The sequence below is a fragment of the Arthrobacter jiangjiafuii genome (assembly GCF_018622995.1).
In the GTDB taxonomy this organism is placed as follows: Bacteria; Actinomycetota; Actinomycetes; order Actinomycetales; family Micrococcaceae; genus Arthrobacter_B; species Arthrobacter_B jiangjiafuii.
In genome coordinates, this window is the sequence record NZ_CP076022.1 from 2627530 (window position 1) to 2648672 (window position 21143).

Genomic DNA, 21143 nt, shown 5'->3' on the forward strand with positions numbered 1-21143 from the left:
TAGATAACGGACACCAGAGGCAGCAGCACAATGAACATGAACGGCGCCGCCTTCCTCAGCGGCGCCCTCCTCAGCCGCCGGCAGCGGCGTCGACTCCCCAGTAGGCATGTCCTGTCACCTCCAACCCATCGCTTGGTCCCAAGAGGCCGATCACGGGAAGCGGGGCACGGACAGTGATTTTCAGCATCCGGGCACCATCCAGCGTCGTTTCCTCAAAGGCCACATCCTCGGCCAGCGAGTCATTGAGGGCGATGCGGATGAGTTCTTCGGTGCGCTCGGCCCCGTCCCCCGGGGAGCGGTCAGCCAGCGTCCCGTACCGTGCACCGGAGGCAGCAGCATCGATCAGGGTGTTCCGGATGTGCAGGACCAGCGCCAACTGGATGATCGACAGGAACAGCAGTGTCAGCAGGGCTCCCACCATGACGAAATCCACGACGGCGGATCCGGCCTCCCGGTCCGGCCACTCCAGTCTCCTTAGGGGTTGTTCACCTTGGCCATCGCCGCCTCGAACATGGCCCCCAGATACTCCTGTGCCATGACCAAGATGAAGGCCACCAGCGTTGCCGACATCAGGGTGATCATCACCCAGCCGGGGACGTCGCCGCGCTCGCGGTCGTCGCCTTTCAGCGCCTGATTCAACCGGAGCGTCAGCGCGGTGCCAAGGAAGAGCAGGAGACGGGACGCGGAATTGGTGTACATGAGGGTTTCCTTTCATCGTGGATGCCTAGAGCGCTATCCCCAGCAGGGACAGCCCGGGGAAAATCGAAAAAAGCACAGTCAACGGAAGCACGCCGAACACGAGTGGGACCATCATCGCGATCTCTTTCCTGCCGGCGCTTTCCATCAGTTCCCGCTTGGCCAGGTCGCGGACGTCCTGCGACTGCGCCCGCATAACGTCCGCCAGCGGCGTGCCGCGTTCGATAGCTACCGTCAGCCCGTCGACGAACCGGGACAGCGGTGCCAGCCGGACCCGGTTGGAGAAGTGCGCCAGGGCAGCAGACAGGGGCACTCCGGACCGGGTCTCCCCGAGGATGCGGGAGAACTCCCCGGCGAGCTCCCCGTGGGCTGTCCGGGCAATGCGTTCCAACGCCCCGTTGGCACTCTCACCGGCACCCACGGCGAGCGCCATCATTTCCGCCAAACTGGGAAATTCCGCCAGCATGCGGGCCTCCCGGGCCCGGATCTGTGCACCGAGCCGGTTATCCCGGAACATAAAGCCCAGCACCGCGCCCAGGATCGTGCCGGCGATGACGCCCGTGACGCCCACCCTGCCGGTGCTGGCCAGCCAAACGGTTACGAAACCGCCCGCCAGCAGGCCCGCTCCGCTCCACAGCACCTGCTCCGCCCGGAAATCCAGGACACTAAGTCCACGTCCTGCTCTTTCCAACCGGTGTTCCAGGTCCCTGCTGACAGGATTCAACCGGTTGAGCCGGCGAACTGCCAGGAGCAGCGCGGGGCGCAGGATCCGTTCCAACGGGCCAAACGGCGTGATGTCCCCCGTCGAGATTGCCAGCAGCCGGGAGGCCTGTCCCCCGGATCGCAGTTGCGGGGCAATACGCTCGCTGAACCGGATCTGACGCATCACAGGGACCCTGACCACCGCCAGCCATAACGCCGATCCCAAGGCCAGGCCACACAGGACGGCAAGGATCCACGGCGCGCTCATCGGAGAACCCGCTCTTCCTCTGGCAGCGCACCGATGCGGAGCATCAGCCGATAGCAGAGCACCGAAATCATGATCCCGGCGACAAGTACCGATGCTCCGGCTGCAGAGTTATAGGCGGCGATGGCTTCGGGGCGGGAAGCCAGCAGCATCAGGACGATCCACGGGGCTGCGACGGCCAGCCGCGCGGCGTTTACCGTCCATGACTGCCTGGCCAACAGTTCGCTGCGCGTTCGGGCGTTGTCCCGGAGGAATTCGTTCAAGGTGCCCAGCAGGCGGCCGAGGTCGGAGCCACCGACCTCCCGGGTCAGGCGCAGCGCTTCAACAATCCGATCAGCTACAGGGTCGGCAAGGCTGGCCTTCAACCGGGTCAGGGCGTGGTCAAACTGTCCGCCGGAGCGGTAATCGGCGGCGAACTCGCGAAATGGCGCCCGCAGCTCTTCCGGTCCGTTTTCGCCCAGCTGGATCAGCGCTTCAGGCAGGGACATCCCCGCGCGGATCGCTGAGCGCAGATGGTCGACGGCGTCGGGCCAGAGCTCGGTCCGGGACGATCGTTGCCGGCGGGCCTGCCAGCGGACCAAAAACAGCGGGACGCCCGCCCCGAAGAGACCGAAGCAGGCGGCAATCGGGAAGCCTCCAGTGCCGGCCAGGACCAGCAAGGCCACCAGGAGGCCTGCGGCGATGCTGCTGGCAACCACGGTGCCCGGCGTCACTCTCTGGATTCCTGCCTGCAGTAGTTCGTCCTCCAGCCGGCTGGTCCGCGGCTTCCGTGCCGGCGGGGCCGGGACCACCCAGCAGGACCGCCAGACCAGAAACAGGCCCAGTCCCAGAAGGAGTCCCGCTGCGGCGCTCATGGCCGCACCTCCAGCAGGTCGGCAACATTGAAACCCGCGCGGGCAAACTTCTCCGGGGCGGGCATGGATGCTGCCGTTACCTCTAGCCGGCCGTCGGTGCGATGGAACAGGGACGATGACTCAATGACGCCGTTTTCGACCCGGCTCCCCAGGGCAAGGATCTCCATGACCTGGCGTTTACCTGCCCCGTTACGCGCGCAGTGAACCACCAGGTCGATGCAGGACGCGACGGTGGGAACCACAAAGGCGCTGGAGATGTTCTCTCCCGCCAACAGCGGGAGCGTGCAGATTTTCGTGACGGCATCGTGTGCACTGTTGGCGTGCACACTGCACATTCCCGGCAAGCCTGAATTCAGCGCGATCAGCATGTCCAGGCTCTCCGCTTCCCTGACCTCGCCGACGATCAGGCGGTCGGGGCGCATCCGCAGGGCCTCCTTGACCAGCCGGCGCAGCGGGATCTCACCGGTGCCCTCCAGATTGGACTGGCGGCACTGCAGGCCCACGACATCACGCAGCGGAAGCTGAAGCTCGAAGATCTCCTCGACCGTGACCACCCGTTCCCGCGGGCCGATCGCCGCGCCGAGGCAGTTCAACATGGTGGTCTTACCGGCCTGGGTGGCTCCTGAGACCAGGATGTTCAGGCCGCTGCCGACCGCTGCACCCAGGAACCTGGCAGCCTGCGGGGTCAGGGTGCCCAGTTCCACCAGATGCTCCAGACGGCTGGCACGGGCGATGAACTTGCGGATGTTGACCGCCCAGTGCCGGCGCGTGATGTCCGGGATAACCACATGCAGGCGGGATCCGTCCGGTAGCGCCGCATCCACGAACGGCGAAGAGAGGTCCAGCCGGCGGCCCGAACTCTTGAGCATCCGCTCCACCAGGTCGCGGATCTGGTCTGCGGAGAGCGCCAGCGCGGTCAGCTCCGACCGGCCGTCCCGCGCTGCGTAGATCTCCGTCGGTGAGTTGATCCAGACTTCCTCGACCGTGGGGTCGTCCAGCAGGGGCTGCAGTGAGCCGAAGCCGGCGACGGCGTCGTACACCCGCCGTCGCGCGTGCTCCAGTACCCCAAGGGGAGGAAGCGAACCGAGGAGGGAGCGCTCGTCGTAATCCGTGACGGCGTCCTCGACCAGGCGGCGCACTTCGGCGAGCTGACTGGCTGGATCCAGTCCGCGCACGCGGATCAGCTCCCGAACCTCGTCCTCGACAATTCCCACGGCATCCACTGGCGGCCCCCGTTAAGCACGGGATGGACCGGCTGCTTCATGCCTCCCGCGACGCTGGCGCAGCCGGGTTTGTGGCTGCCGCGTCAGGCTATGGGCGCGGGAGGGCTTTAGGGAGCGTAGTCCGCGGGCGAATGGATAATCGGGTAGTGCTACCCGCGGCGCCGGGGCGGGGACTCAGTAATCGGAAGCCGGGGGAAGCCCCAGATACTCCTCGAGCGTGGCGATTCCTTGGCTGTGGATACTCACTGCAATGTCCGTTCCTACGTAGCGCAGGTGCCACGGCTCGTACGAGTAACCGGTTGTTTCCGACGCGCCTTCCGGGTAGCGGATGATGAAGCCGAAGCGGTGGGCGTTTGCCGCTGCCCACTGCCCTGCGGCCGTGTCCTTGAAACAGGCCTGCAGGGAACACGTGCCGTCGGGGGAAGCAATGTCTACGGCGAGGCCGGTTTGGTGCTCGCTGTGGCCGGGACGGGCGGAGATCGTATCCGCGACCTCCTGCCCGTACTGCGCCACATAGTTGTTGTAGAGGCCGGCCTGCTTTTCGTATGACCGGTAGCCGCTCATGACACTCATTGCGACGCCGTCGGCGGCCGCAGCATCCTTGAGCTGCTGCAGGGCGGAGGCGGCGTCGCTGCGCAGCTGCTGGCCCTCCACGTTGACCAGGTTTTCCGGTACGTAGGTGACCGGGTTCAGGGGGCGCTGTTTGTTCACGACGACGGCGGCGTCGGCAGCGTTGTCGATGGTCCTTTGGACCGTGGTTTCGCCGGTCCGGGCGCGGGTGATGGCGCCCCGTTCAAAAGTCTGAGTGCAGTTGCCGTCGGTGCAGGTCTGCGCTGCTACCGGATAGCCGAGGGCGCCGGATTCGGCTCCCTCTGCGGCCCATGCGGTCCGGATGGCGCCGCGGACGGGCTGCGAGCCGGTCTCCGGCGACCAGACCATCACGCCATAGCGATAGTCACGGGAGCATCCGCCGTCGCGCAATCCGCAGTTCTCGGGGCCGGTGGGTGCACCCAGGACGATGGAAGGGCCGTCGTTGGTCCTGTCCGATGCATTGCCTGCCTGGGCGGTGAACCCCGTTCCGGCAATCAGGGACAGGGTCAGGGCCAAGAGCAGGGAAGGGCCGGCTGCGGACTTTCTCATACGCGCGATCCTCCTTACTGTGCTCGGGTCTGCGTCTGTCGTCTGCTGAGCTCTATCGGCGCGGGAAGGCCGCTTGTTAGGGGTGCAGCTCCCGCGGGAGCATATTCCACGGTACAGGAGGAGATTGCCCCGTGTTTATGGCCTGGTGCACAGGGCCGCCCACGGTTGAAACCTAGCTGCCCCGTTGCGCTGCCGCGAGCGCGGCACCTAGGGTTTAGTGTCGCCTTCATTACCGGGCTGGTACCGCGGTTCCTATTGCGGCTCATTCAAGGGGTGCACCATGAATGCTGTTGATATCCTCCTCCCCTACTACGGCGAGGAAGAGTTGATGCGTCAGTCCGTCCTCAGCATCAAAGCACAACATCGGACGGACTGGCGGCTGATTGTCCTGGACGACGCATACCCCCACGCGCAGCCGCAGGCCTGGTTCAATTCGCTTTGCGACCCCCGGATATATTATGAGCGGAATACGGAGAATCTCGGTGCCAACCGCAATTTTCAGAAGGCCCTGAATCTGGCACAGGCGCCGGTGGTCGTGATGATGGGCGCCGACGACATCATGCTTCCCACCTACCTGGACGAGGTTCTCGGCTTGTTGGCATCCCATCCGGAGGCAACTGTCATCCAACCCGGAGTCAGGGTGATCGACGGCGAGGGGCTTCCGGTTTCGTCCCTGGCAGACACCGTCAAGTCGCTGGTGAGGCCGTCGTCGGACCGGCCCGTGACTCTGGCGGGCGAGCAGATGGCAGCCAGCCTCCTGCACGCTGGCTGGCACTACTTCCCTTCCCTTGCCTGGCGGCTGGAGAAGATCAGAAAATTCGGATTCAGACCGGAGTACGACGTTGTCCAGGACCTCGCCCTTCTGATGGATATAGCCGCCTCCGGAGGGTCCATGGTTGTTGCATCAAAGAACGTTGTCTTCAGCTACCGTCGCCATGCTGCCTCCGATTCGTCTGTCCGGGCAGTTGACGGCCGGCGTTTTGACGAGGAGCGGCGCTTCTTCCGGGAGCAGGCCGACCGTTTTGCTGGTATGGGATGGCACAGGGCATCGCGTGCGGCAAGGCTCCACTGGACATCGCGGCTGCACGCCGTTTCCCTGCTCCTGCGTTCCCTGCCCAGACCCACGATTGCCAGGACACGGGTGCTCGGCCGCCATGCGCTGACGTAGTCGCCTCGGCTGGGCTTCTGGCTAGTCGTTCCCCAGTCTGTCTCTGCGTGTTTCTTCACCCGCTTGGTGTGGAACTGCCCCATTATCCATCCCTGTCTCCTGCGCTTGCGTGGAGGCACCCGGATTCTGTGCTTCCACGCAGAACTGATCGAACTGAGCCCGAAGGATTGACAGTTCCTCTGCCAGGATGCGGCTTTCGTCTTCCGCTGCAGTCACCTCGAGGGAAAGGTGAAGGCACACGCCCGCCAGAAAGACGATAGCGACGGCGAATAGCAGGTTGGAGGGGACCTGGACGCCGGCGACATCACTGGCCCACCGCAGGATTGCCGGAAACACTGCCAGGAGCAGGACGACGATGCCCACAACCAACCAGAGGAACGTATATTTTTCCCGCAGCTTGCGCCGTCGCAACAAGACAGTGATTGACAGTAAAACGGCGACTGCAGCGGCAATAACCAGGAAGCCGCTCATCGGCCGGCGCTAACTATGATCAACCGCACGGGCTGGTGGTCCTAACCTCTGATGTCTCCTGCTCCCAGATAGTAGAAGATACCCGCTCGGAAAACGAGGGTGGAGCACGGATACTCCGACGGCGGCGTATGTCGGGATCTTCGCTCCGGCATCCCCCGAAAGCACATGTTCTTCCGGTATCCTCTTCTCACCCGCCACTTCTGCATCCTGCGCCACACCGGAGATTCCATGACACGCCCTCATTCCCTCAAATGGCTTCCCGGAGTCGCCCTGGCCCTCGCCCTGACCACTGGTTCCCTCCCTGCTATGGCGCTCGAGCCGGTGGAGGCGGCCGCTCTGCAGCCGGCTCCGGAAGTAAGTCCGGCCACAGTCGCTGAAGACCCCGTTGAACCCGGCGGCGCCGTCGATCCCTCTTCGGTCCCTTTGCAGGAGGTGCCGGCACCCCAAGACCCGGCGGCGTCCCCGCCCCCGGAGCCTTCTCCGGCGCAGGCCCCGCTCCCACCCGCCACTCCGATGGAGACCGGGCCGACCGATCCCCCAGCAGAGGGGACCACCGATTGGCTCGAAGAACTCATCGGCCCTCTTGGGGCAAAGATGGGGCAGGGGTTGGAGCGACTCGAAGAATCCGGCGATGCACAGGTTGCCACGCAGGAAGAAGTCGCTCTGGAAGCAGAAGTGGAGCGGCTCGCTGACGAGGGCGGCATGCCCGTAGCATCGGGCGGGTTCAAAACACCGGCTTTTGGACCCTCATCGTTGAATTCCGCCGCCAGCCCCGTATCCGGGGGTCCCAGTAGCATCCCCGTCATCTCACGGGCCGCGGACATTAAGCTTGCCTCCACCTGGCAGCCTCCGGGAATCCAGGGCATAGATGTCAGCAGCCATCAACTCAACGTCGACTGGCGATCCGCTTGGAATAAGGGGTCGCGTTTCGCCTATGTGAAGGCCACGGAGGCCACCTCGTACAAAAACCCTTACTACAACCAGCAGTACAACGGTTCGGCGGACGTGGGAATGTACCGCGGTGCGTACCACTTTGCCATTCCGAACGTCTCCTCCGGCGCTTCCCAGGCCAACTACTTCGTCAACAACGGCGGCGGCTGGTCCGCCGACGGCCGGACGCTTCCGCCGCTTCTGGACATTGAGTACAACCCCTACGCAGAACTGGGCAACACCTGCTACAACATGTCTGCCGCCCAGATGGTGAACTGGATCAGAGACTTCTCCAATACGGTCAAGGCGCGGACCGGCCGGGTTCCGATGATCTACTCCACCACCGACTGGTGGAACACCTGCACGGGCAGCAGCACCGCATTCGCTGACCATCCGCTCCACATTGCCAATTACAACAAGGTCGGGGCGGGAAAGATGCCCGCTGGCTGGAAGACCTACAACGTCTGGCAATACAGCAGCACGGGGCCCTTTGTCGGTGATTCCAACGTCTTCAACGGCAATGCAACCCAGCTACACCAGTTCGCGCTGCGAACGGATGACTTTGTGGTGGAGACCGATCACCCAATTGGGGCCGCCTGGCTGGCCGCCGGAGGAGCGGCTGGCACGTGGGGCTCTCCGACCAGTAACCAAACGTGTTTCCCGGCGTATTGCACGCAGACCTTCGATCGGACCACAGCGTATTGGACTTCTTCTCAGGGCACGGTTCGGACCGTCTACACGCCCGGGGCAATAGGCCAGGCTTGGAAGGCATCGGGAGCGCTTATCGGCGCCTCATCCTGGGGAATCCCCAGCACCAACGAGACCTGCTACCCCACCTACTGCACCCAAACCTTCGAACGCGCAGTAGCCTACTGGTCCGCCAACCAGGGCGTGACCACCGCAACCCTGCCCAAACCCATCGGCAAAGCATGGTCAGCAGCCGGCGGCATCGGCGGCGCCTCCTCCTGGGGAATCCCCAGCACCAACGAGACCTGCTACCCCACCTACTGCACCCAAACCTTCGAACGCGCAGTAGCCTACTGGTCCGCCAACCAGGGCGTGACCACCGCAACCCTGCCCAAACCCATCGGCAAAGCATGGTCAGCAGCCGGCGGCATCGGCGGCGCCTCCTCCTGGGGAATCCCCAGCACCAACGAGACCTGCTACCCCACCTACTGCACCCAAACCTTCGAACGCGCAGTAGCCTACTGGTCCGCCAACCAGGGCGTGACCACCGCAACCCTGCCCAAACCCATCGGCAAAGCATGGTCAGCAGCCGGCGGCATCGGCGGCGCCTCCTCCTGGGGAATCCCCAGCACCAACGAGACCTGCTACCCCACCTACTGCACCCAAACCTTCGAACGCGCAGTAGCCTACTGGTCCGCCAACCAGGGCGTGACCACCGCAACCCTGCCCAAACCCATCGGCAAAGCATGGTCAGCAGCCGGCGGCATCGGCGGCGCCTCCTCCTGGGGAATCCCCAGCACCAACGAGACCTGCTACCCCACCTACTGCACCCAAACCTTCGAACGCGCAGTAGCCTACTGGTCCGCCAACCAGGGCGTGACCACCGCAACCCTGCCCAAACCCATCGGCAAAGCATGGTCAGCAGCCGGCGGCATCGGCGGCGCCTCCTCCTGGGGAATCCCCAGCACCAACGAGACCTGCTACCCCACCTACTGCACCCAAACCTTCGAACGCGCAGTAGCCTACTGGTCCGCCAACCAGGGCGTGACCACCGCAACCCTGCCCAAACCCATCGGCAAAGCATGGTCAGCAGCCGGCGGCATCGGCGGCGCCTCCTCCTGGGGAATCCCCAGCACCAACGAGACCTGCTACCCCACCTACTGCACCCAGACCTTCGAACGCGCAGTAGCCTACTGGTCCGCCAACCAGGGCGTGACCACCGCAACCCTGCCCAAACCCATCGGCAAAGCATGGTCAGCAGCCGGCGGCATCGGCGGCGCCTCCTCCTGGGGAATCCCCAGCACCAACGAGACCTGCTACCCCACCTACTGCACCCAGACCTTCGAACGCGCAGTAGCCTACTGGAGCCCGAACCTGGATGTCAGCAGCGTGAATCTGCTCGGTCCCATCGGTAAGGCCTGGACAGCGTCCGGGCGCATTCACGGATCTTGGGGCATGTCCACAGGAAACCAAACGTGCTCCGGCACGACGTCCTGCACCCAGCAGTTCGAACGCGTCACCGCAATCTGGACCGCGTCTGCAGGAGTGCGGATAACCCAACGCAAGGCCTAGCAGCGGGTCGGTGAAGTAGACTTGCAGGGGGCATCCAAGGACAAGAGGCAGTAATTTGACGCGACGTAATACCACCCCCACCACGGTAAAAGTCAGTGCCCCCGGCCTAGGCGGATTCACCGGAAAAAGTGCTTCGAGGGTTGGAGTTTCCTCACTGATTTCGGCCTTGGCCGGGATTTTGATTCTCCTAGTGACCAGCCGAACACTCTCCATAGAGGCAAACGCTGAGTTCCTGGCCTTCTGGGCAGCGCTGTTCTTCGTGCAAGGGACATTGGGAGGGATCCAGGCCGAATCCACGCGGGCCACCCACGCCGTCGTACTCGGTGCACCGGCGCACGAAGGCCGTTTCTCCCGGCCGTTGCTTTCAGGCGGACTCACAGGGCTTACCGCGGCAGTGGTCATTCTGGCCCTGTGGCCGCTGGCAACGCACGTCTTCCCGAGCCACACAGGACTTGTGATGGGCGCCCTGGCCATCTTCGCAGTGCTCTACTCCGGACACGCCGCATTGGCAGGCAGTCTGCAGGGCACCGATCGCTGGGGAACGTTTGCAAATCTGGTCACCCTCGAATCGCTCTTGCGATTTGGCGCCATCCTAGTTGCTTCGCTCTTGGCTGCTCCCCTGATTGGCGTGGAGTTGGCGTGTCTGGCCTCTTTGGGCGCCTGGCTCGCGCTAATGATCTCCTCCCCCACTGCCCGGTCAGCTGTCGGCGCCCGCTCCGACGTCGGGCTGGGAAGCACTCTGCGGAAGACTGGCTATGCTCTGCTCTCCGCTGCATCCTCGGCCACGCTTGTGGTGGGCTTTCCGATTCTTGTGAAGTTGACCGCAACGCCCGCCGAGTACGATCTATCCGCTCCCCTTCTGCTCGCAGTCTCGATGACCAGGGCACCCATAATGATCCCTCTGCAGGCTTTCCAAGGCGTTGCGATGAATCTGATCATGCAGGGCGGCGGTCGGATCTCCGCCTATATGAAACCGGCCGGTGCGATACTGCTCGTTGGTATGCTGGGTGCCGGTCTGGCGGCGCTGGTGGGCCCTGCGCTGATGGGCATTTTCGGTCCCGAATATCGGATCTCCGCTTGGATACTGGCTGCCCTGACATTCGCGGCCAGCCTGGTCGCACTGATTACTCTTACCGGGACTGCGGCGATTGCGCTCGGCCACCACCGTGTCTACTCGATCGGATGGATCCTAGGCACAGCCGTCTCGGTCCTCCTGCTTCTACTTCCCGTCGCGCTGGATCTGCGCTGCATCCTCAGCCTGACGCTCGGGCCCTTGGTTGGAATCGTTGTCCATGTCGCCGCACTGCTGCGGCTGCCTGCAAACACCGCCAGGGCACGGATGACGCCCGAGGTGTAGCGCTAACTGTCACCGACGGTTATGAAGGCGCTCGCGGTTCTTAGCTGTTGCGCGGAGTGGGAAGCCAGGAACAGTAACCAAGGGTTCCTGGCTTCTTCGCCCTTAGGGGTTTCGGACACGCGCGTTCGGTGGCCCAGTGCTCGCTTGAACCACTCGAATAACGCGTTGCGGCCGCGAGTAAGGCCGGGTGGATTTGTGCTTGATGCCCGGCCAGAAGCTGCGGCACAGGAGTGTGAGCTAGCGGGATCCGAGGTCCAGCACTCTCGGCGGCTCCGCGCCGAGATCCTCACCGACATGATAAAGACAGCGTGGCCGGGACCAGGCAGCGCGCTCGGGACTTATTTGAGGGCCACGGCATCACCGTGCAGCGCGTACATCCAGAGCCCAACCCTGCAGCCTGGTGCCCCTGGCTCAGGCCTCAAGGATGAAATTCTTCAGCTTCCCGAGCACGATATTCCGCTCAAGGTTTGCGAAGTGGTACGCGCGGCCGGATTCGCCCAACGCAGCCCGCTCAACCGACGTCATGTTGTAGAGCTTCACCACGTTGTTTGCCAAGTCCTGCGCATCCTCGGTTGGCCCCACCAGTCCACACCGGGCCTCGTCCATCACTAGCTTGCGGACCTCTCCGTCCATCGCCAACACCAGGGGTTTTCCCGATGCAATGTAGGAAAGCACCTTGGCCGGGATGGTCGCTTCCAACAGGTCGCTGGTGACGAGGCAGCCCACCAAAGCGTCAGCGATGCCCGTGTACCGGGGCACCTCTTCGACCGGACGCTGTCCCTCAAAGTGGAAGCTGTCGGAGAGTCCCAGCTCGCGGACCTTGGCTTCTACCGCTGAACGGCTCATGCCGTCGCCGACGATGACCCACTGCACGTCCTCGATACCTTCGCCGCGGATCAGCTGTGCAGCCTCAAGAATGGTGTCGAAGGACTGTGCGGGGCTGATGTTACCCGCGAACACGACCTTGAAGCCGTCGGCAAAACGCGAAGCAAGGCTGTCGTCGACAATCTGCTCTTCGTAGAGCTTTTCGCAAGCCTGAGGGATGACAGTAATTTTGTCCGCCGGAAGCCCTGACACCGAAGCCAGACGATCCTTCATCAGATCGGAGAGGACCACGATCTTATCCACGTTGCGGTAGTGCCAGTGCGAGACCTTCTCCAGGATCCGGCGCAGGAACTTGTTCTTCACGTTGATGACCGAATAAAGGTTCTCCGGCCACAGGTCAAGGACGTACATCGTGGTTTCGATCCGCCGGATCTTTCCCACGAGGATGCCGGCTAGGGACATCATCACCGGTGAGAGCTGGTACAGGAAAATCCTGTCGTACTTTCCGAACAGCATCCGGGGAACGTGAAAGAGGCTGAAGAACGGGAAGGAGATGTAGTTCAGGAAGATGCTGGCACTCGTGTTGCCGCGCCGCGGAACCTCGAGTGTCCGGTGGACGTCGACGCCGTCATGGTTCTCACGGAACGGCCCCTTCAACGAGTACCCCGGGAACAGCTCGCCCTTGGGGTAATTCGGCAGCCCGCACAGCACCTCTACATCGAGACCGTTCTCCACGAAGAACGCAGCAATGTCATTGAGCCTGAATCCCTCGGGCCAAAAGTGCTGGCAGACAACCAGGATTTTCTCTTTGCGCATGCTCATGGCTCCTCGCCGATACTCCTGCTCGATTTCTGCCGCGGGGCGGCCGGACTAGCTGACTGCCGGAGCTTCGGCCAGCAAGTCACGCATGTACTCGGTGGAGAGCACCTTCGTCACCACTTCATCGATGGTCAGGCGTTCGGTGTTCTCGGAGGTGTACTCCTCGGGAACGGCTGCCATGTCCTGGCCGTCTTCGAAGAACTTACCGTAGTTCAAGTCGCGGGTATCGGCTGGGACGCGGAAGTAGCCGCCGAGGTCCTCGGACTTGGCGCGCTCCTCACGGGTCAGCAGCGTTTCGTGTGCCTTCTCGCCGTGCCGGGTACCGATGGTCCGGATCTCGACGTCGGCGCCCATGATCTGCTTCATGGCCTGTGCAAGGTCGCCCACGGTCGAAGCGGGGGACTTCTGCACGAATAGGTCGCCCTGGTTGGCGTGCTTGAACGCAAACAGAACCAGGTCGACAGCCTCGTCGAGATTCATCAAGAACCGGGTCATGTCGGGATCGGTGACAGTCAGGTCCTTGCCTGCCTGGATTTGCTCGGCGAACAGCGGGATAACCGATCCGCGCGACGCCATGACGTTCCCGTAGCGGGTGCAGGAGATGAGGGTGTCTTCGGGATCGACGTTCCGCGACTTCGCGATAACGATTTTTTCCATCATGGCCTTGGACGTACCCATTGCGTTGATCGGGTACGCGGCCTTGTCGGTGGAAAGACAAACCACCTTCTTGACGCCTGCGTCAATAGCGGCCGTCAGGACGTTGTCCGTTCCGATGACGTTCGTCCGCACAGCTTCCATCGGGAAGAACTCGCATGACGGAACCTGCTTCAGGGCTGCCGCGTGGAAGATGAAGTCCACGCCGCGGACGGCTTCACGCACGCTGCTGATATCGCGGACATCGCCGATGTAGAACTTGAGCTTGGGGTTGTTGAACGCCCGGCGCATGTCATCCTGCTTCTTCTCATCGCGGGAGAAGATACGGATTTCACGGATATCCGTGTGGAGAAAGTGCTTCAGCACGGCGTTACCGAACGAACCGGTGCCGCCGGTGATAAGCAGAGTCTTGTTCCTGAACAACTGGTCTCCTCAGGTATCGAAAATTTCGTGGGTTCATCCGAAGCTTGGACGCAGAGCCCCCTAGATAATATCAGCGGTTTGCAGTCGCTCCTGTCCGCCCGGCCCCTGGGGGTGTCCCAAGGCAGGCCGGGCTTCGCGGCATGCCGATTAATAACTAGGTGTGTTCCCGAGTAAACTCAAGGTATGTCTTCCCATACTTCCCAGCGCGTCCTGGTCATCATGCCGGCCTGGAATGAGCACGAAACGGTCGGCCGCACTGTTCAGGAGATCCAGGAGGCCGGGCGCGGCTACGACGTTCTGGTGGTGGACGATGGATCCACGGACGGAACCGCGGCCGTGGCTGAGGCCGCAGGAGCGACGGTCCTAAAGCTCCCTTTCAACATGGGTGTCGGAGGGGCCATGCGTGCCGGATTCAAGTACGCCCAGCGCTTGGGCTATGAAACGGTGATTCAGGTCGACGCCGACGGCCAGCATGATCCCGCCGAAATTGAATCGGTACTGGCCGGGCTGGAAAGAGCGGACATCTCGATCGGCGCGCGCTTTGCAGAGAAGGGAACCTATACGGTTTCCGGTCCGCGCAAGTGGGCGATGGTTTTCCTTGCAGCAGTCATCTCGCGTCTGGGGAAAACGAAGCTGACGGATGTCACGTCCGGCTTCCGGGCCGGCAACGCGAAAGCGATAAACCAGTACATCGCCCACTACCCTGCGGAGTATCTCGGCGACACGATCGATTCCCTCGTCGTTGCAATCAAATCGGGCTGTACCGTAACGCAGGTCCCGGTTGCCATGCGTCCACGTCAAGGCGGACAGCCGAGCCATAATCCTGCCAAGGCAGCGGTGTACCTGCTGCGTTCCGTATTCGCCCTTCTCTTTGCGCTCAGCCGCAGCGGGACCAAGCCGCGCCAGCCGGAGGTTGCTGTTAATGATTAACATTGCCGCGTTTATATTTGCCCTGGTTGTCGTTGCGCTGGTTCTCGAGCTCGTGCGACGCAAGCACTTTAAAGAGAAGTATGCCGCCCTGTGGGTCGTGGTAGGAATTGCATCCCTCATCCTTGCCGGCTGGCCCAACCTGCTGAACATCATAAGTTCCGCCATCGGCGTCCAGGTTGGCTCGAACTTCCTCTTCGGCATGTCCTTCCTGCTGTTGATTGGAGTCTGTCTGCACCTCTCATGGGAGCAGTCCGTCAGCGAAGAGGAGATCCGGGTCTTGGCCGAAGAAGTAGCAATCCTCCGGTCCTCGGTCCTGGCTTTGGAAGAACGGACAGCCGCGACGCCTACGGACGCCGCGCAGCTGATGGGTACCGATACCATCCGTCCCGACTAAACGAGGCCTACACCAAAAAGCTCCCCCCGCTGCCTGGCAGCGGGGGGAGCTTTTGTATAACCGGAGGGCCTGGCCTAGCCCTTATCCATGTTCAGGCCGGCACGGCGGTGATGGCTGTGCGCGGTGGACCGGATAAAGTTCACGGTACGACGGGAGGTATCCCGGATCTGGTACTCAGCAGGTGCGTCTGCGAGCCCGTCGGTCTTCGCTTGGTCGAGGACGATCTCGATGGCGTCGACGATCGACTCCGTCTCAACACCGGTGGTGATAATGACACCGGAATCCAGCGATTCCGGACGCTCGATCCAGTCCCGCAGGGTCACGGCCGGGAAGCCCAGGATAGAGGACTCCTCACTGATGGTGCCGCTGTCGGAAAGCACGAGCTTGGCGGACATCTGCAGCTGCACGTAGTCGTTGAAGCCGAAGGGCGCATGAAAACGTAGGCCCTTCTTCAACTCCTCCGGCTGGTCCTCAAGCCGCTTGCGTGTCCGTGGGTGCGTGGAAACCAGGACCGGCAGGCCATAGTTTTCGGAGAGGTGCTGGAGCGCGCCAAGCACCTCTTTCAAACGCTTGGGGTTATCCACGTTCTCTTCGCGGTGCAGGCTGACCAGGAAGTACTCCCCGGCGGTCAGGCCCTGGTCCGCGAGGACCGTGCTTTCGGCAATCTGCGTGGCGTTGGCTTCAAGCACCTCGCGCATCGGTGAACCGGTGAGGAGGATGCGGGAGGGGTGGATCCCCTCTGCCAGCAGGTTGCGACGTGCATGCTCCGTGTATACCAGGTTGTAGTCGGCAACGTGGTCAACCAGCCTGCGATTGACTTCTTCGGGAACGTTCTCGTCGAAGCAGCGGTTGCCGGCTTCCATGTGGTAAACGGGAACCTTCATCCGTCGGGCGATCAGCGCCGAGATGCAACTATTGGTATCTCCCAGGACCACCATGGCGTCCGGCTTTTCCGCCTGCAGCACTGCTTCAAGCTTGGCCAGAATACTCCCGAGTACCGCACCAAGGGAGGTCGTGTCCGCGGCGAGGAAATGATCCGGGCGCCGAAGTCCCAGGTCCTCGAAGAAAACCTCGTTCAACTCGTAGTCGTAGTTCTGCCCGGTGTGCACGAGGACGTGCTCGGTGGAGCGGTCAAGACGGCGGATCGTTGCTGCCAACCGAATGATTTCAGGTCGGGTCCCAACCACAGTTAGGACTTTGAGCTTGCGTGACGGGGTATTCATACTTCCTCCGGGAAGGTATCGGGTGATGCGGGATCGAAGATTTCGCTGATCCAGAAGGCTGTGTACAGCTCGTCGGATCCGACGTTTGTAATGTTGTGCGACCACATTGTCGGCATATCTATGGCGACGGGCTTATCCCCACTCACAGCGTATCGAACCACGTCGTCGGAGAACATTCGGCGCATTGCGATTTCACCGGTGCCCGACATTACGATGAACCGCTCGATCTTGTGCCGGTGGTAGTGCTGTCCGCGGGTTATTCCAGGTTTGGTTGTTGAGAAGGAGCTTTGGCCTTCGCCTCCCTCCGAACGGACCAGCTCGACAAAGGAGCCGCGGGCGTCGGTCTTGAGTTCGAGCGCGTGTGGCAGGTTCTCGCCTGACAGGAACGAGCGGTAGGTATTGAACAGATTCCGTTCAAAGTCAGTGCCCAGCTTGGGGATGGTGCCCGTGGCATAGGTAGCCGCCATGGACTGGATCCCGGCCAGGAGGTCGCTCACCGAACGCTGCACCTCGGCCAGATGCTGGTCCTCGATGCTCCGGACACCAAGCAGGAGCTCGGCGGCATCCTGCGCGTGCAGGAGAGTGAGGACCTTGTCCTCGCTAACAGTCGGCGTCTCGCCGGCCGCCACCAGATGGCAGAAGGTTGCGACGACGGAGTTATAGAAGGGCACTCCGTGCTCGCCGAAGAGGTTCGGCAGAACGACGTCTTTGAACTCCGCGCCCGAGCGGACGGCCGCGGCCCCGAGGACGCCACCGGCTTCGGCTTTGGCACGGCCATAGACCGTACCATTGCCCTGCTGGACAGAGTTGGCGTAGACAACCGTCTTGAGTGCTTCGGTATCGGCTGCTGCCAGCGCCTGTTCCAGCTGGCGGGAAAACTCGAGGTTCCCTTCGGCGACTTCCTTGTCGGTGCCACGGTTCACACCGGCAATGTGAACGAGGACTTCAGCACCGGAAAGCGCGGAAACTGCTTCCTCGAGGTTGAACTTACGTCCCAGGCCAATACTGGTAGTGGCCTGGCCGAGGCTGTGCGCGAGAACGCGGGTGTGCCATCCCAGGAAGCCGTTGCCTCCCGTAATTACGATAGTCATGCTGTTTCCTTCTGCTCGTTCTTCCCGACATGTGCCTGTAGGAGGTACCTACTTACACGCCGTAATCTCATAAAGTTTCGCATCGCCGACCTGGTCGACCAGCCGTGCTGCGCCGGTCTCCTCCAGATCACGCAACCCGACGAAGCCATGGTCTGCACCGTGCACTTCCTGGGAGCCGAAGTCCAGGACATAGTCAACGCTGGTGGATTCCACAGCCCGGCAAACCTCGGGGTCCATGGGAGCATCACGCAGCCGGTTATAGATGGTGTCAACGTCGTCGCCGTACGTTGCCAGGATGTGTAGTTGGAGGGTCTGACGGTCGGACAGCGCATAGGCTAGCGCGCTGCCGGTCCATGGGTTGCCCGCGAGAATGGCGTCCGGCGGGACCTCTTCGCCCAAGCGCTCCAGCAGTTCCAGCTCATCGGTTGAAATGAGGCTCGAATCGGGGGTCACCAGGTAGCTGGCCCGCGCTGACTCAGCCGCTTGGCGGATATTGGCCTTCTGGGTCAGATACGTCGAGACGCCGATAAGGGCCACAGCTGCCACCACTGCCACTGCCGCATAGGCCGGCCCGCTGGCCGTGCGGTGCCGGAACCTGTCCAGCCCCGATGCAACTGCTGGCAGGGTGCCGACCCAGTCCAGCAGCTTCCAGCCGCCGTAAGCGGCCACTGGAACTGCCATAACCGGGACAAGCGCCGCGAGACGCGGGGAATCGTTGTACCAGACCCCCGTGAGGTACATCCTGAGCTCATCCTGCGGGAAGGATGAGACAACCACAAACAGGCCAGCAAGGACGACATACATGAAACCGATCCATCGGGTGCCACGCTGGGCAAACAGGAACGCCAGCCCGGCTGCGGTCAGGATAAACAGCGCCCAGGTGACAGGCCGGCCGAGCGCGGTCCCGGAGATGACTTCACCGATCGCTTGTCCGGTGGACTGAATGGGAACCCACGTCGAGGCGGCCTCCACGGGACGCAAAACGGTCCAGAGGTACGCCACCACTGCGATGTAGGCGACTACGCCGACCCACGGCAACCATGCCTTGCCGGTCCGGAGCGGATAACGGCCGGTGGGGGCACCATTCAGGCCTTTTTGCCAGGCAACGGCGCAGGCTGCCGGAATGAGAACTGCCAGAAGGGCCATCGTGGTGCTGGGATGGGCCAGTGTCATGCCGGGAATCACGGCTATCAGCAGCAGCCAGCGGATGAGGGGGCTGTTTTGGTTTCCGGGCGTCAGGCCAAGCGCGCTGACCGCGGCGCCGAGGGCCACAGGAAACAGTGCAATGGACAGGACATTCGGGTTCAGGACACCGTGATCAAGCATCAGCAGTGGAAAGGAACCAAAAGCCGCGGACAGCACACCCGTCAGCAACACCGGGACTACACGCCTACCGAACAGCTGTTGCACAAGGTAGATGCACCCGAGCGGCCATATGACCGCCCCTGCGAAGAGATTCACCGCGTTAACGGCAACGGGAATGCCTGCTGAGGCGAGTTCCGCGATGAGCGCGACCATGTCATGCCACGCCGCCGGATAATACGAGTTCCCCGCCATCTGTCCCACCTCAAAGGTGGAAGCAGCCCCGGTCTCCAGGATGTAGCGGATCGCATTCAGATGGAAGACGTTGTCGAAGGTCTGGGAGAAGGAATCGGGCTCCCCAAAAGCGAACAGCAGCCTGCGTCCGATGAGGAAGACAGCCACGACGACGGCACCGGCAAGAGCGGCGTTGTAGGCCCCATTGCTCGGATGGCGTTCCGGAGCGCTCCGGCGTCCCACCCACCACCACGCGCCTAACGCTGCTCCCGCAGCCGCCACCATAAGCACGGCGACACCGACAATCCAGTTGAGCCCGGCCAGGGGCGCGAGGATGGCGCCGACCGAGACGATCGTGACAGTCAGTGCCGGGGCTAGGGCCAGGAGCGCGAAGCCCCGGACACCGCCCAGCAGTGCGATCAAGAGGCCAGGAAGCAGGAACACTCCTGTGGTCGCCAGAAACAAAGGAAGCATGGACCACCAGGACACGTATTACCTACCTCTTATCAAGTGTTATCTAGGAACAGCGTAGTGCAGGCCCGTGGCTACTTTTTCTCTGTGCAGCCACTGGCCCGGCGGGGATTGCTACCGCCGCATCCGCGCCACGACGTCCGCAACCGGTGCGTCCATGACCACTTTGCCGCGTTCAAGCAGGACTCCGCGCTCACAGATCCTGGCGACCAGGTCCAGGTCATGGCTGACGACGACGAGCGTCTTACCTTCGTCGGCCAATTCCCTGATCTTGGCCAGGCATTTTTTCTGGAACGGCTCATCACCGACAGCCAGGATTTCATCCACGAGGAACACCTCGGGATCGGTGTGGACGGCCACAGAAAAGGCCAACCGCAGGTACATGCCGGAGGAATAGAATTTCACTTCGGTGTCTATGAACTGACCGATCTCGGAGAACTCGACAATGGAGTCGAACTTCTCGTGGATTTCCGCCTCCGACATGCCCAGGATTGCACCGTTGAGGAAGACGTTGTCCCGTCCGCTTAGATCGGGGTGGAACCCGGCGCCAACCTCAATCAGGCCAGCCACCCGGCCCCGGGTCCCCACAGTTCCCGAGTCCGGAAGCATGACGCCGGAAATCTGTTTGAGCAGCGTTGACTTGCCCGATCCGTTGAGCCCCAGCAGTGCCACGGATTCGCCCTGCTTGATCTCCAGCGAGACGTCCTTCAGTGCAAAGAACTTCTCCGACAGGTCACCCTTGCGGCCCTTAACGAACCAGACAAAGGCCTCCTTGATAGACCGGGTGTGACGAAGGACGAATTCCTTGGAAACGTTGTGCACTTCGATCGCGGTGGTCACGTTTACAGCTCCTGAGCAAAGCGGCCTTCAAGCCGCCGGAAGGTGAATTGCCCCAGCAGAAGGACAAGGGCAGAGGTAACCAAGGCAACGGGCAGCCATAGCGTGAGCAGCGAGGGCGGCATATCGGCCGCCATTCCCGCGGCGTCCCAGCCGGTTGTGGGAAGCCAGAACGCGTAGTGGAACAGTTCCACGGCCGTCGTGAGCGGGTTGATCTGGTAAACCGTCAAGGCAGTCGTACCCAGTGAATCGCGGACCATTTGCCAGTGGTAAAGCACCGGAGACGCCCAGGTAGCAATCATGAGCAGCATGTCCACAAAGTTCTCGGAGTCCCGGAAGTAGACATTGACAGCCCCGAAGAACAGGCCCAGGCCTGTGGCCAGCAGGGCCACGATCAGGAAACCGGCGACAGCGGCGGCCAGTTCCGACAATCCCGGTCGCCATCCTGTTAACACAGCGGCCACGAGGAGGATCAGCAGCTGCGGCAGAAAATGCACCGCTGAGACCCACACCGAAGCTACCGGAAAGAGCTCCCGCGGCAGATAGATCTTCTTGATCAGGCCACCGTTTCCCACAATCGACCGGGACGCGTTCCCCAATGCTTCGCTAAAGAAGTTAATCAGGATGATTCCCGAGAAAAGGTAGATGGGAAAGTTCGGTGTGCTGTCGTTCATACCCAGGAATATGCCCAAGGCAAACCAGAAGACCAGGAACTGCACGCCGGGCTTCACATACGACCAAAGCAGCCCCAGCACCGACCCGCGGTAGCGGACCTTGAGCTCCTTAGCGACGAGCAGTTTCAGGAGGTAACGCGAACGAACCACGTCACGCAGGCCTCCCCCGGAACCCGGGGTGGCAAGTTCACCGGTAGCCAA

Annotated in this window: 19 protein-coding genes; 5 read left to right on the forward strand and 14 right to left on the reverse strand. The window is 62.4% G+C overall.

Features of this window, described 5'->3' with window-relative positions; translation table 11 throughout:
- Window positions 1–70 precede the first annotated feature (70 nt).
- The 6 genes from KKR91_RS12310 to KKR91_RS12335 form a co-directional block, all read right to left on the reverse strand.
- Window positions 71–433, reverse strand: a complete 363-nt coding sequence (locus KKR91_RS12310) for a TadE family protein (protein WP_420481398.1) — start codon at window positions 431–433, stop codon at window positions 71–73.
- Window positions 434–474: 41 nt separating this feature from the next.
- Complete coding sequence (locus KKR91_RS12315) at window positions 475–699, reverse strand: hypothetical protein (protein ID WP_210231260.1); 225 nt, start codon at window positions 697–699, stop codon at window positions 475–477.
- 25 nt (window positions 700–724) lie between these two features.
- Window positions 725–1666 carry a type II secretion system F family protein gene (locus KKR91_RS12320; protein WP_210231259.1) on the reverse strand — a complete coding sequence of 314 codons (942 nt, stop codon included), beginning with the start codon at window positions 1664–1666 and terminating at the stop codon, window positions 725–727.
- Entirely contained in the window at window positions 1663–2517 is an 855-nt protein-coding gene (locus KKR91_RS12325) for a type II secretion system F family protein (protein WP_210231258.1), read from the reverse strand. Before KKR91_RS12325 ends, KKR91_RS12320 begins: the two co-directional genes overlap by 4 nt.
- A complete protein-coding gene (locus KKR91_RS12330; protein WP_210231257.1) occupies window positions 2514–3740 on the reverse strand; it encodes a TadA family conjugal transfer-associated ATPase in 1227 nt (408 codons plus the stop codon). Before KKR91_RS12330 ends, KKR91_RS12325 begins: the two co-directional genes overlap by 4 nt.
- A 174-nt stretch (window positions 3741–3914) precedes the next feature.
- Window positions 3915–4880 (reverse strand): D-alanyl-D-alanine carboxypeptidase family protein, encoded by a 966-nt coding sequence (locus tag KKR91_RS12335; protein ID WP_237687367.1) that lies wholly within the window; start codon window positions 4878–4880, stop codon window positions 3915–3917.
- Between the two features lie 280 nt (window positions 4881–5160).
- Between KKR91_RS12335 and KKR91_RS12340 the strand changes: the two genes are divergently transcribed.
- Window positions 5161–6048 (forward strand): glycosyltransferase family 2 protein, encoded by an 888-nt coding sequence (locus tag KKR91_RS12340; RefSeq protein WP_210231256.1) that lies wholly within the window; start codon window positions 5161–5163, stop codon window positions 6046–6048.
- Window positions 6049–6069: 21 nt separating this feature from the next.
- Here KKR91_RS12340 and KKR91_RS12345 read toward each other — a convergent pair whose 3' ends face one another.
- Window positions 6070–6519, reverse strand: a complete 450-nt coding sequence (locus KKR91_RS12345; RefSeq protein WP_210231255.1) for a DUF2304 domain-containing protein — start codon at window positions 6517–6519, stop codon at window positions 6070–6072.
- A gap of 228 nt (window positions 6520–6747) precedes the next feature.
- On the opposite strand from KKR91_RS12345, the gene KKR91_RS12350 reads away from it, so the two are divergent.
- Together KKR91_RS12350 and KKR91_RS12355 are read left to right on the forward strand one after the other, a co-directional pair.
- The gene (locus KKR91_RS12350; RefSeq protein ID WP_215057234.1) at window positions 6748–9708 is read left to right on the forward strand and encodes a GH25 family lysozyme; all 2961 of its coding nucleotides are present in this window, start codon (window positions 6748–6750) and stop codon (window positions 9706–9708) included.
- A 190-nt stretch (window positions 9709–9898) separates the two neighbouring features.
- Window positions 9899–11065: a hypothetical protein gene (locus KKR91_RS12355; protein ID WP_210231253.1), complete on the forward strand. Its 1167-nt coding sequence runs from the start codon at window positions 9899–9901 to the stop codon at window positions 11063–11065.
- Window positions 11066–11476: 411 nt separating this feature from the next.
- On the opposite strand, the gene KKR91_RS12360 is transcribed toward KKR91_RS12355, so the two are convergent.
- Together KKR91_RS12360 and KKR91_RS12365 are read right to left on the reverse strand one after the other, a co-directional pair.
- Entirely contained in the window at window positions 11477–12712 is a 1236-nt protein-coding gene (locus KKR91_RS12360) for a glycosyltransferase family 4 protein (protein ID WP_237687368.1), read from the reverse strand.
- A gap of 48 nt (window positions 12713–12760) precedes the next feature.
- Window positions 12761–13786, reverse strand: a complete 1026-nt coding sequence (locus KKR91_RS12365) for a polysaccharide biosynthesis protein (protein ID WP_210231252.1) — start codon at window positions 13784–13786, stop codon at window positions 12761–12763.
- 183 nt (window positions 13787–13969) lie between these two features.
- Between KKR91_RS12365 and KKR91_RS12370 the strand changes: the two genes are divergently transcribed.
- Window positions 13970–14716: a glycosyltransferase family 2 protein gene (locus tag KKR91_RS12370; protein ID WP_210231251.1), complete on the forward strand. Its 747-nt coding sequence runs from the start codon at window positions 13970–13972 to the stop codon at window positions 14714–14716.
- Complete coding sequence (locus tag KKR91_RS12375) at window positions 14709–15110, forward strand: DUF2304 domain-containing protein (protein ID WP_210231250.1); 402 nt, start codon at window positions 14709–14711, stop codon at window positions 15108–15110. Before KKR91_RS12370 ends, KKR91_RS12375 begins: the two co-directional genes overlap by 8 nt.
- A 74-nt stretch (window positions 15111–15184) precedes the next feature.
- On the opposite strand, the gene wecB is transcribed toward KKR91_RS12375, so the two are convergent.
- The 5 genes from wecB to KKR91_RS12400 form a co-directional block, all read right to left on the reverse strand.
- On the reverse strand, window positions 15185–16333 hold the full coding sequence (gene wecB / locus KKR91_RS12380) for a non-hydrolyzing UDP-N-acetylglucosamine 2-epimerase (RefSeq protein ID WP_210231249.1): 1149 nt from the start codon (window positions 16331–16333) through the stop codon (window positions 15185–15187).
- A complete protein-coding gene (locus KKR91_RS12385) occupies window positions 16330–17424 on the reverse strand; it encodes a polysaccharide biosynthesis C-terminal domain-containing protein (protein ID WP_210231248.1) in 1095 nt (364 codons plus the stop codon). The genes wecB and KKR91_RS12385 overlap by 4 nt, the downstream gene beginning before the upstream one ends.
- Before the next feature lie 48 nt (window positions 17425–17472).
- Complete coding sequence (locus KKR91_RS12390) at window positions 17473–19434, reverse strand: DUF6541 family protein (RefSeq protein WP_210231247.1); 1962 nt, start codon at window positions 19432–19434, stop codon at window positions 17473–17475.
- 111 nt (window positions 19435–19545) lie between these two features.
- On the reverse strand, window positions 19546–20271 hold the full coding sequence (locus tag KKR91_RS12395; protein WP_210231246.1) for an ABC transporter ATP-binding protein: 726 nt from the start codon (window positions 20269–20271) through the stop codon (window positions 19546–19548).
- Window positions 20272–20273: 2 nt separating this feature from the next.
- The gene (locus KKR91_RS12400; RefSeq protein ID WP_210231245.1) at window positions 20274–21143 is read right to left on the reverse strand and encodes an ABC transporter permease; all 870 of its coding nucleotides are present in this window, start codon (window positions 21141–21143) and stop codon (window positions 20274–20276) included.

What these genes read in the sequence shown, in the direction of transcription:
- KKR91_RS12315 (WP_210231260.1), bottom strand. Translation starts at nt 699, where the DNA reads ATGTACACCAATTCCGCGTCCCGTCTCCTGCTCTTCCTTGGCACCGCG.
- KKR91_RS12320 (WP_210231259.1), bottom strand. Translation starts at nt 1,666, where the DNA reads ATGAGCGCGCCGTGGATCCTTGCCGTCCTGTGTGGCCTGGCCTTGGGA.
- KKR91_RS12325 (WP_210231258.1), bottom strand. Translation starts at nt 2,517, where the DNA reads ATGAGCGCCGCAGCGGGACTCCTTCTGGGACTGGGCCTGTTTCTGGTC.
- KKR91_RS12335 (WP_237687367.1), bottom strand. Translation starts at nt 4,880, where the DNA reads ATGAGAAAGTCCGCAGCCGGCCCTTCCCTGCTCTTGGCCCTGACCCTG.
- KKR91_RS12340 (WP_210231256.1), top strand. Translation starts at nt 5,161, where the DNA reads ATGAATGCTGTTGATATCCTCCTCCCCTACTACGGCGAGGAAGAGTTG.
- KKR91_RS12345 (WP_210231255.1), bottom strand. Translation starts at nt 6,519, where the DNA reads ATGAGCGGCTTCCTGGTTATTGCCGCTGCAGTCGCCGTTTTACTGTCA.
- KKR91_RS12350 (WP_215057234.1), top strand. Translation starts at nt 6,748, where the DNA reads ATGACACGCCCTCATTCCCTCAAATGGCTTCCCGGAGTCGCCCTGGCC.
- KKR91_RS12360 (WP_237687368.1), bottom strand. Translation starts at nt 12,712, where the DNA reads ATGAGCATGCGCAAAGAGAAAATCCTGGTTGTCTGCCAGCACTTTTGG.
- KKR91_RS12370 (WP_210231251.1), top strand. Translation starts at nt 13,970, where the DNA reads ATGTCTTCCCATACTTCCCAGCGCGTCCTGGTCATCATGCCGGCCTGG.
- KKR91_RS12375 (WP_210231250.1), top strand. Translation starts at nt 14,709, where the DNA reads ATGATTAACATTGCCGCGTTTATATTTGCCCTGGTTGTCGTTGCGCTG.
- wecB (WP_210231249.1), bottom strand. Translation starts at nt 16,333, where the DNA reads ATGAATACCCCGTCACGCAAGCTCAAAGTCCTAACTGTGGTTGGGACC.
- KKR91_RS12385 (WP_210231248.1), bottom strand. Translation starts at nt 17,424, where the DNA reads ATGACTATCGTAATTACGGGAGGCAACGGCTTCCTGGGATGGCACACC.
- KKR91_RS12390 (WP_210231247.1), bottom strand. Translation starts at nt 19,434, where the DNA reads ATGCTTCCTTTGTTTCTGGCGACCACAGGAGTGTTCCTGCTTCCTGGC.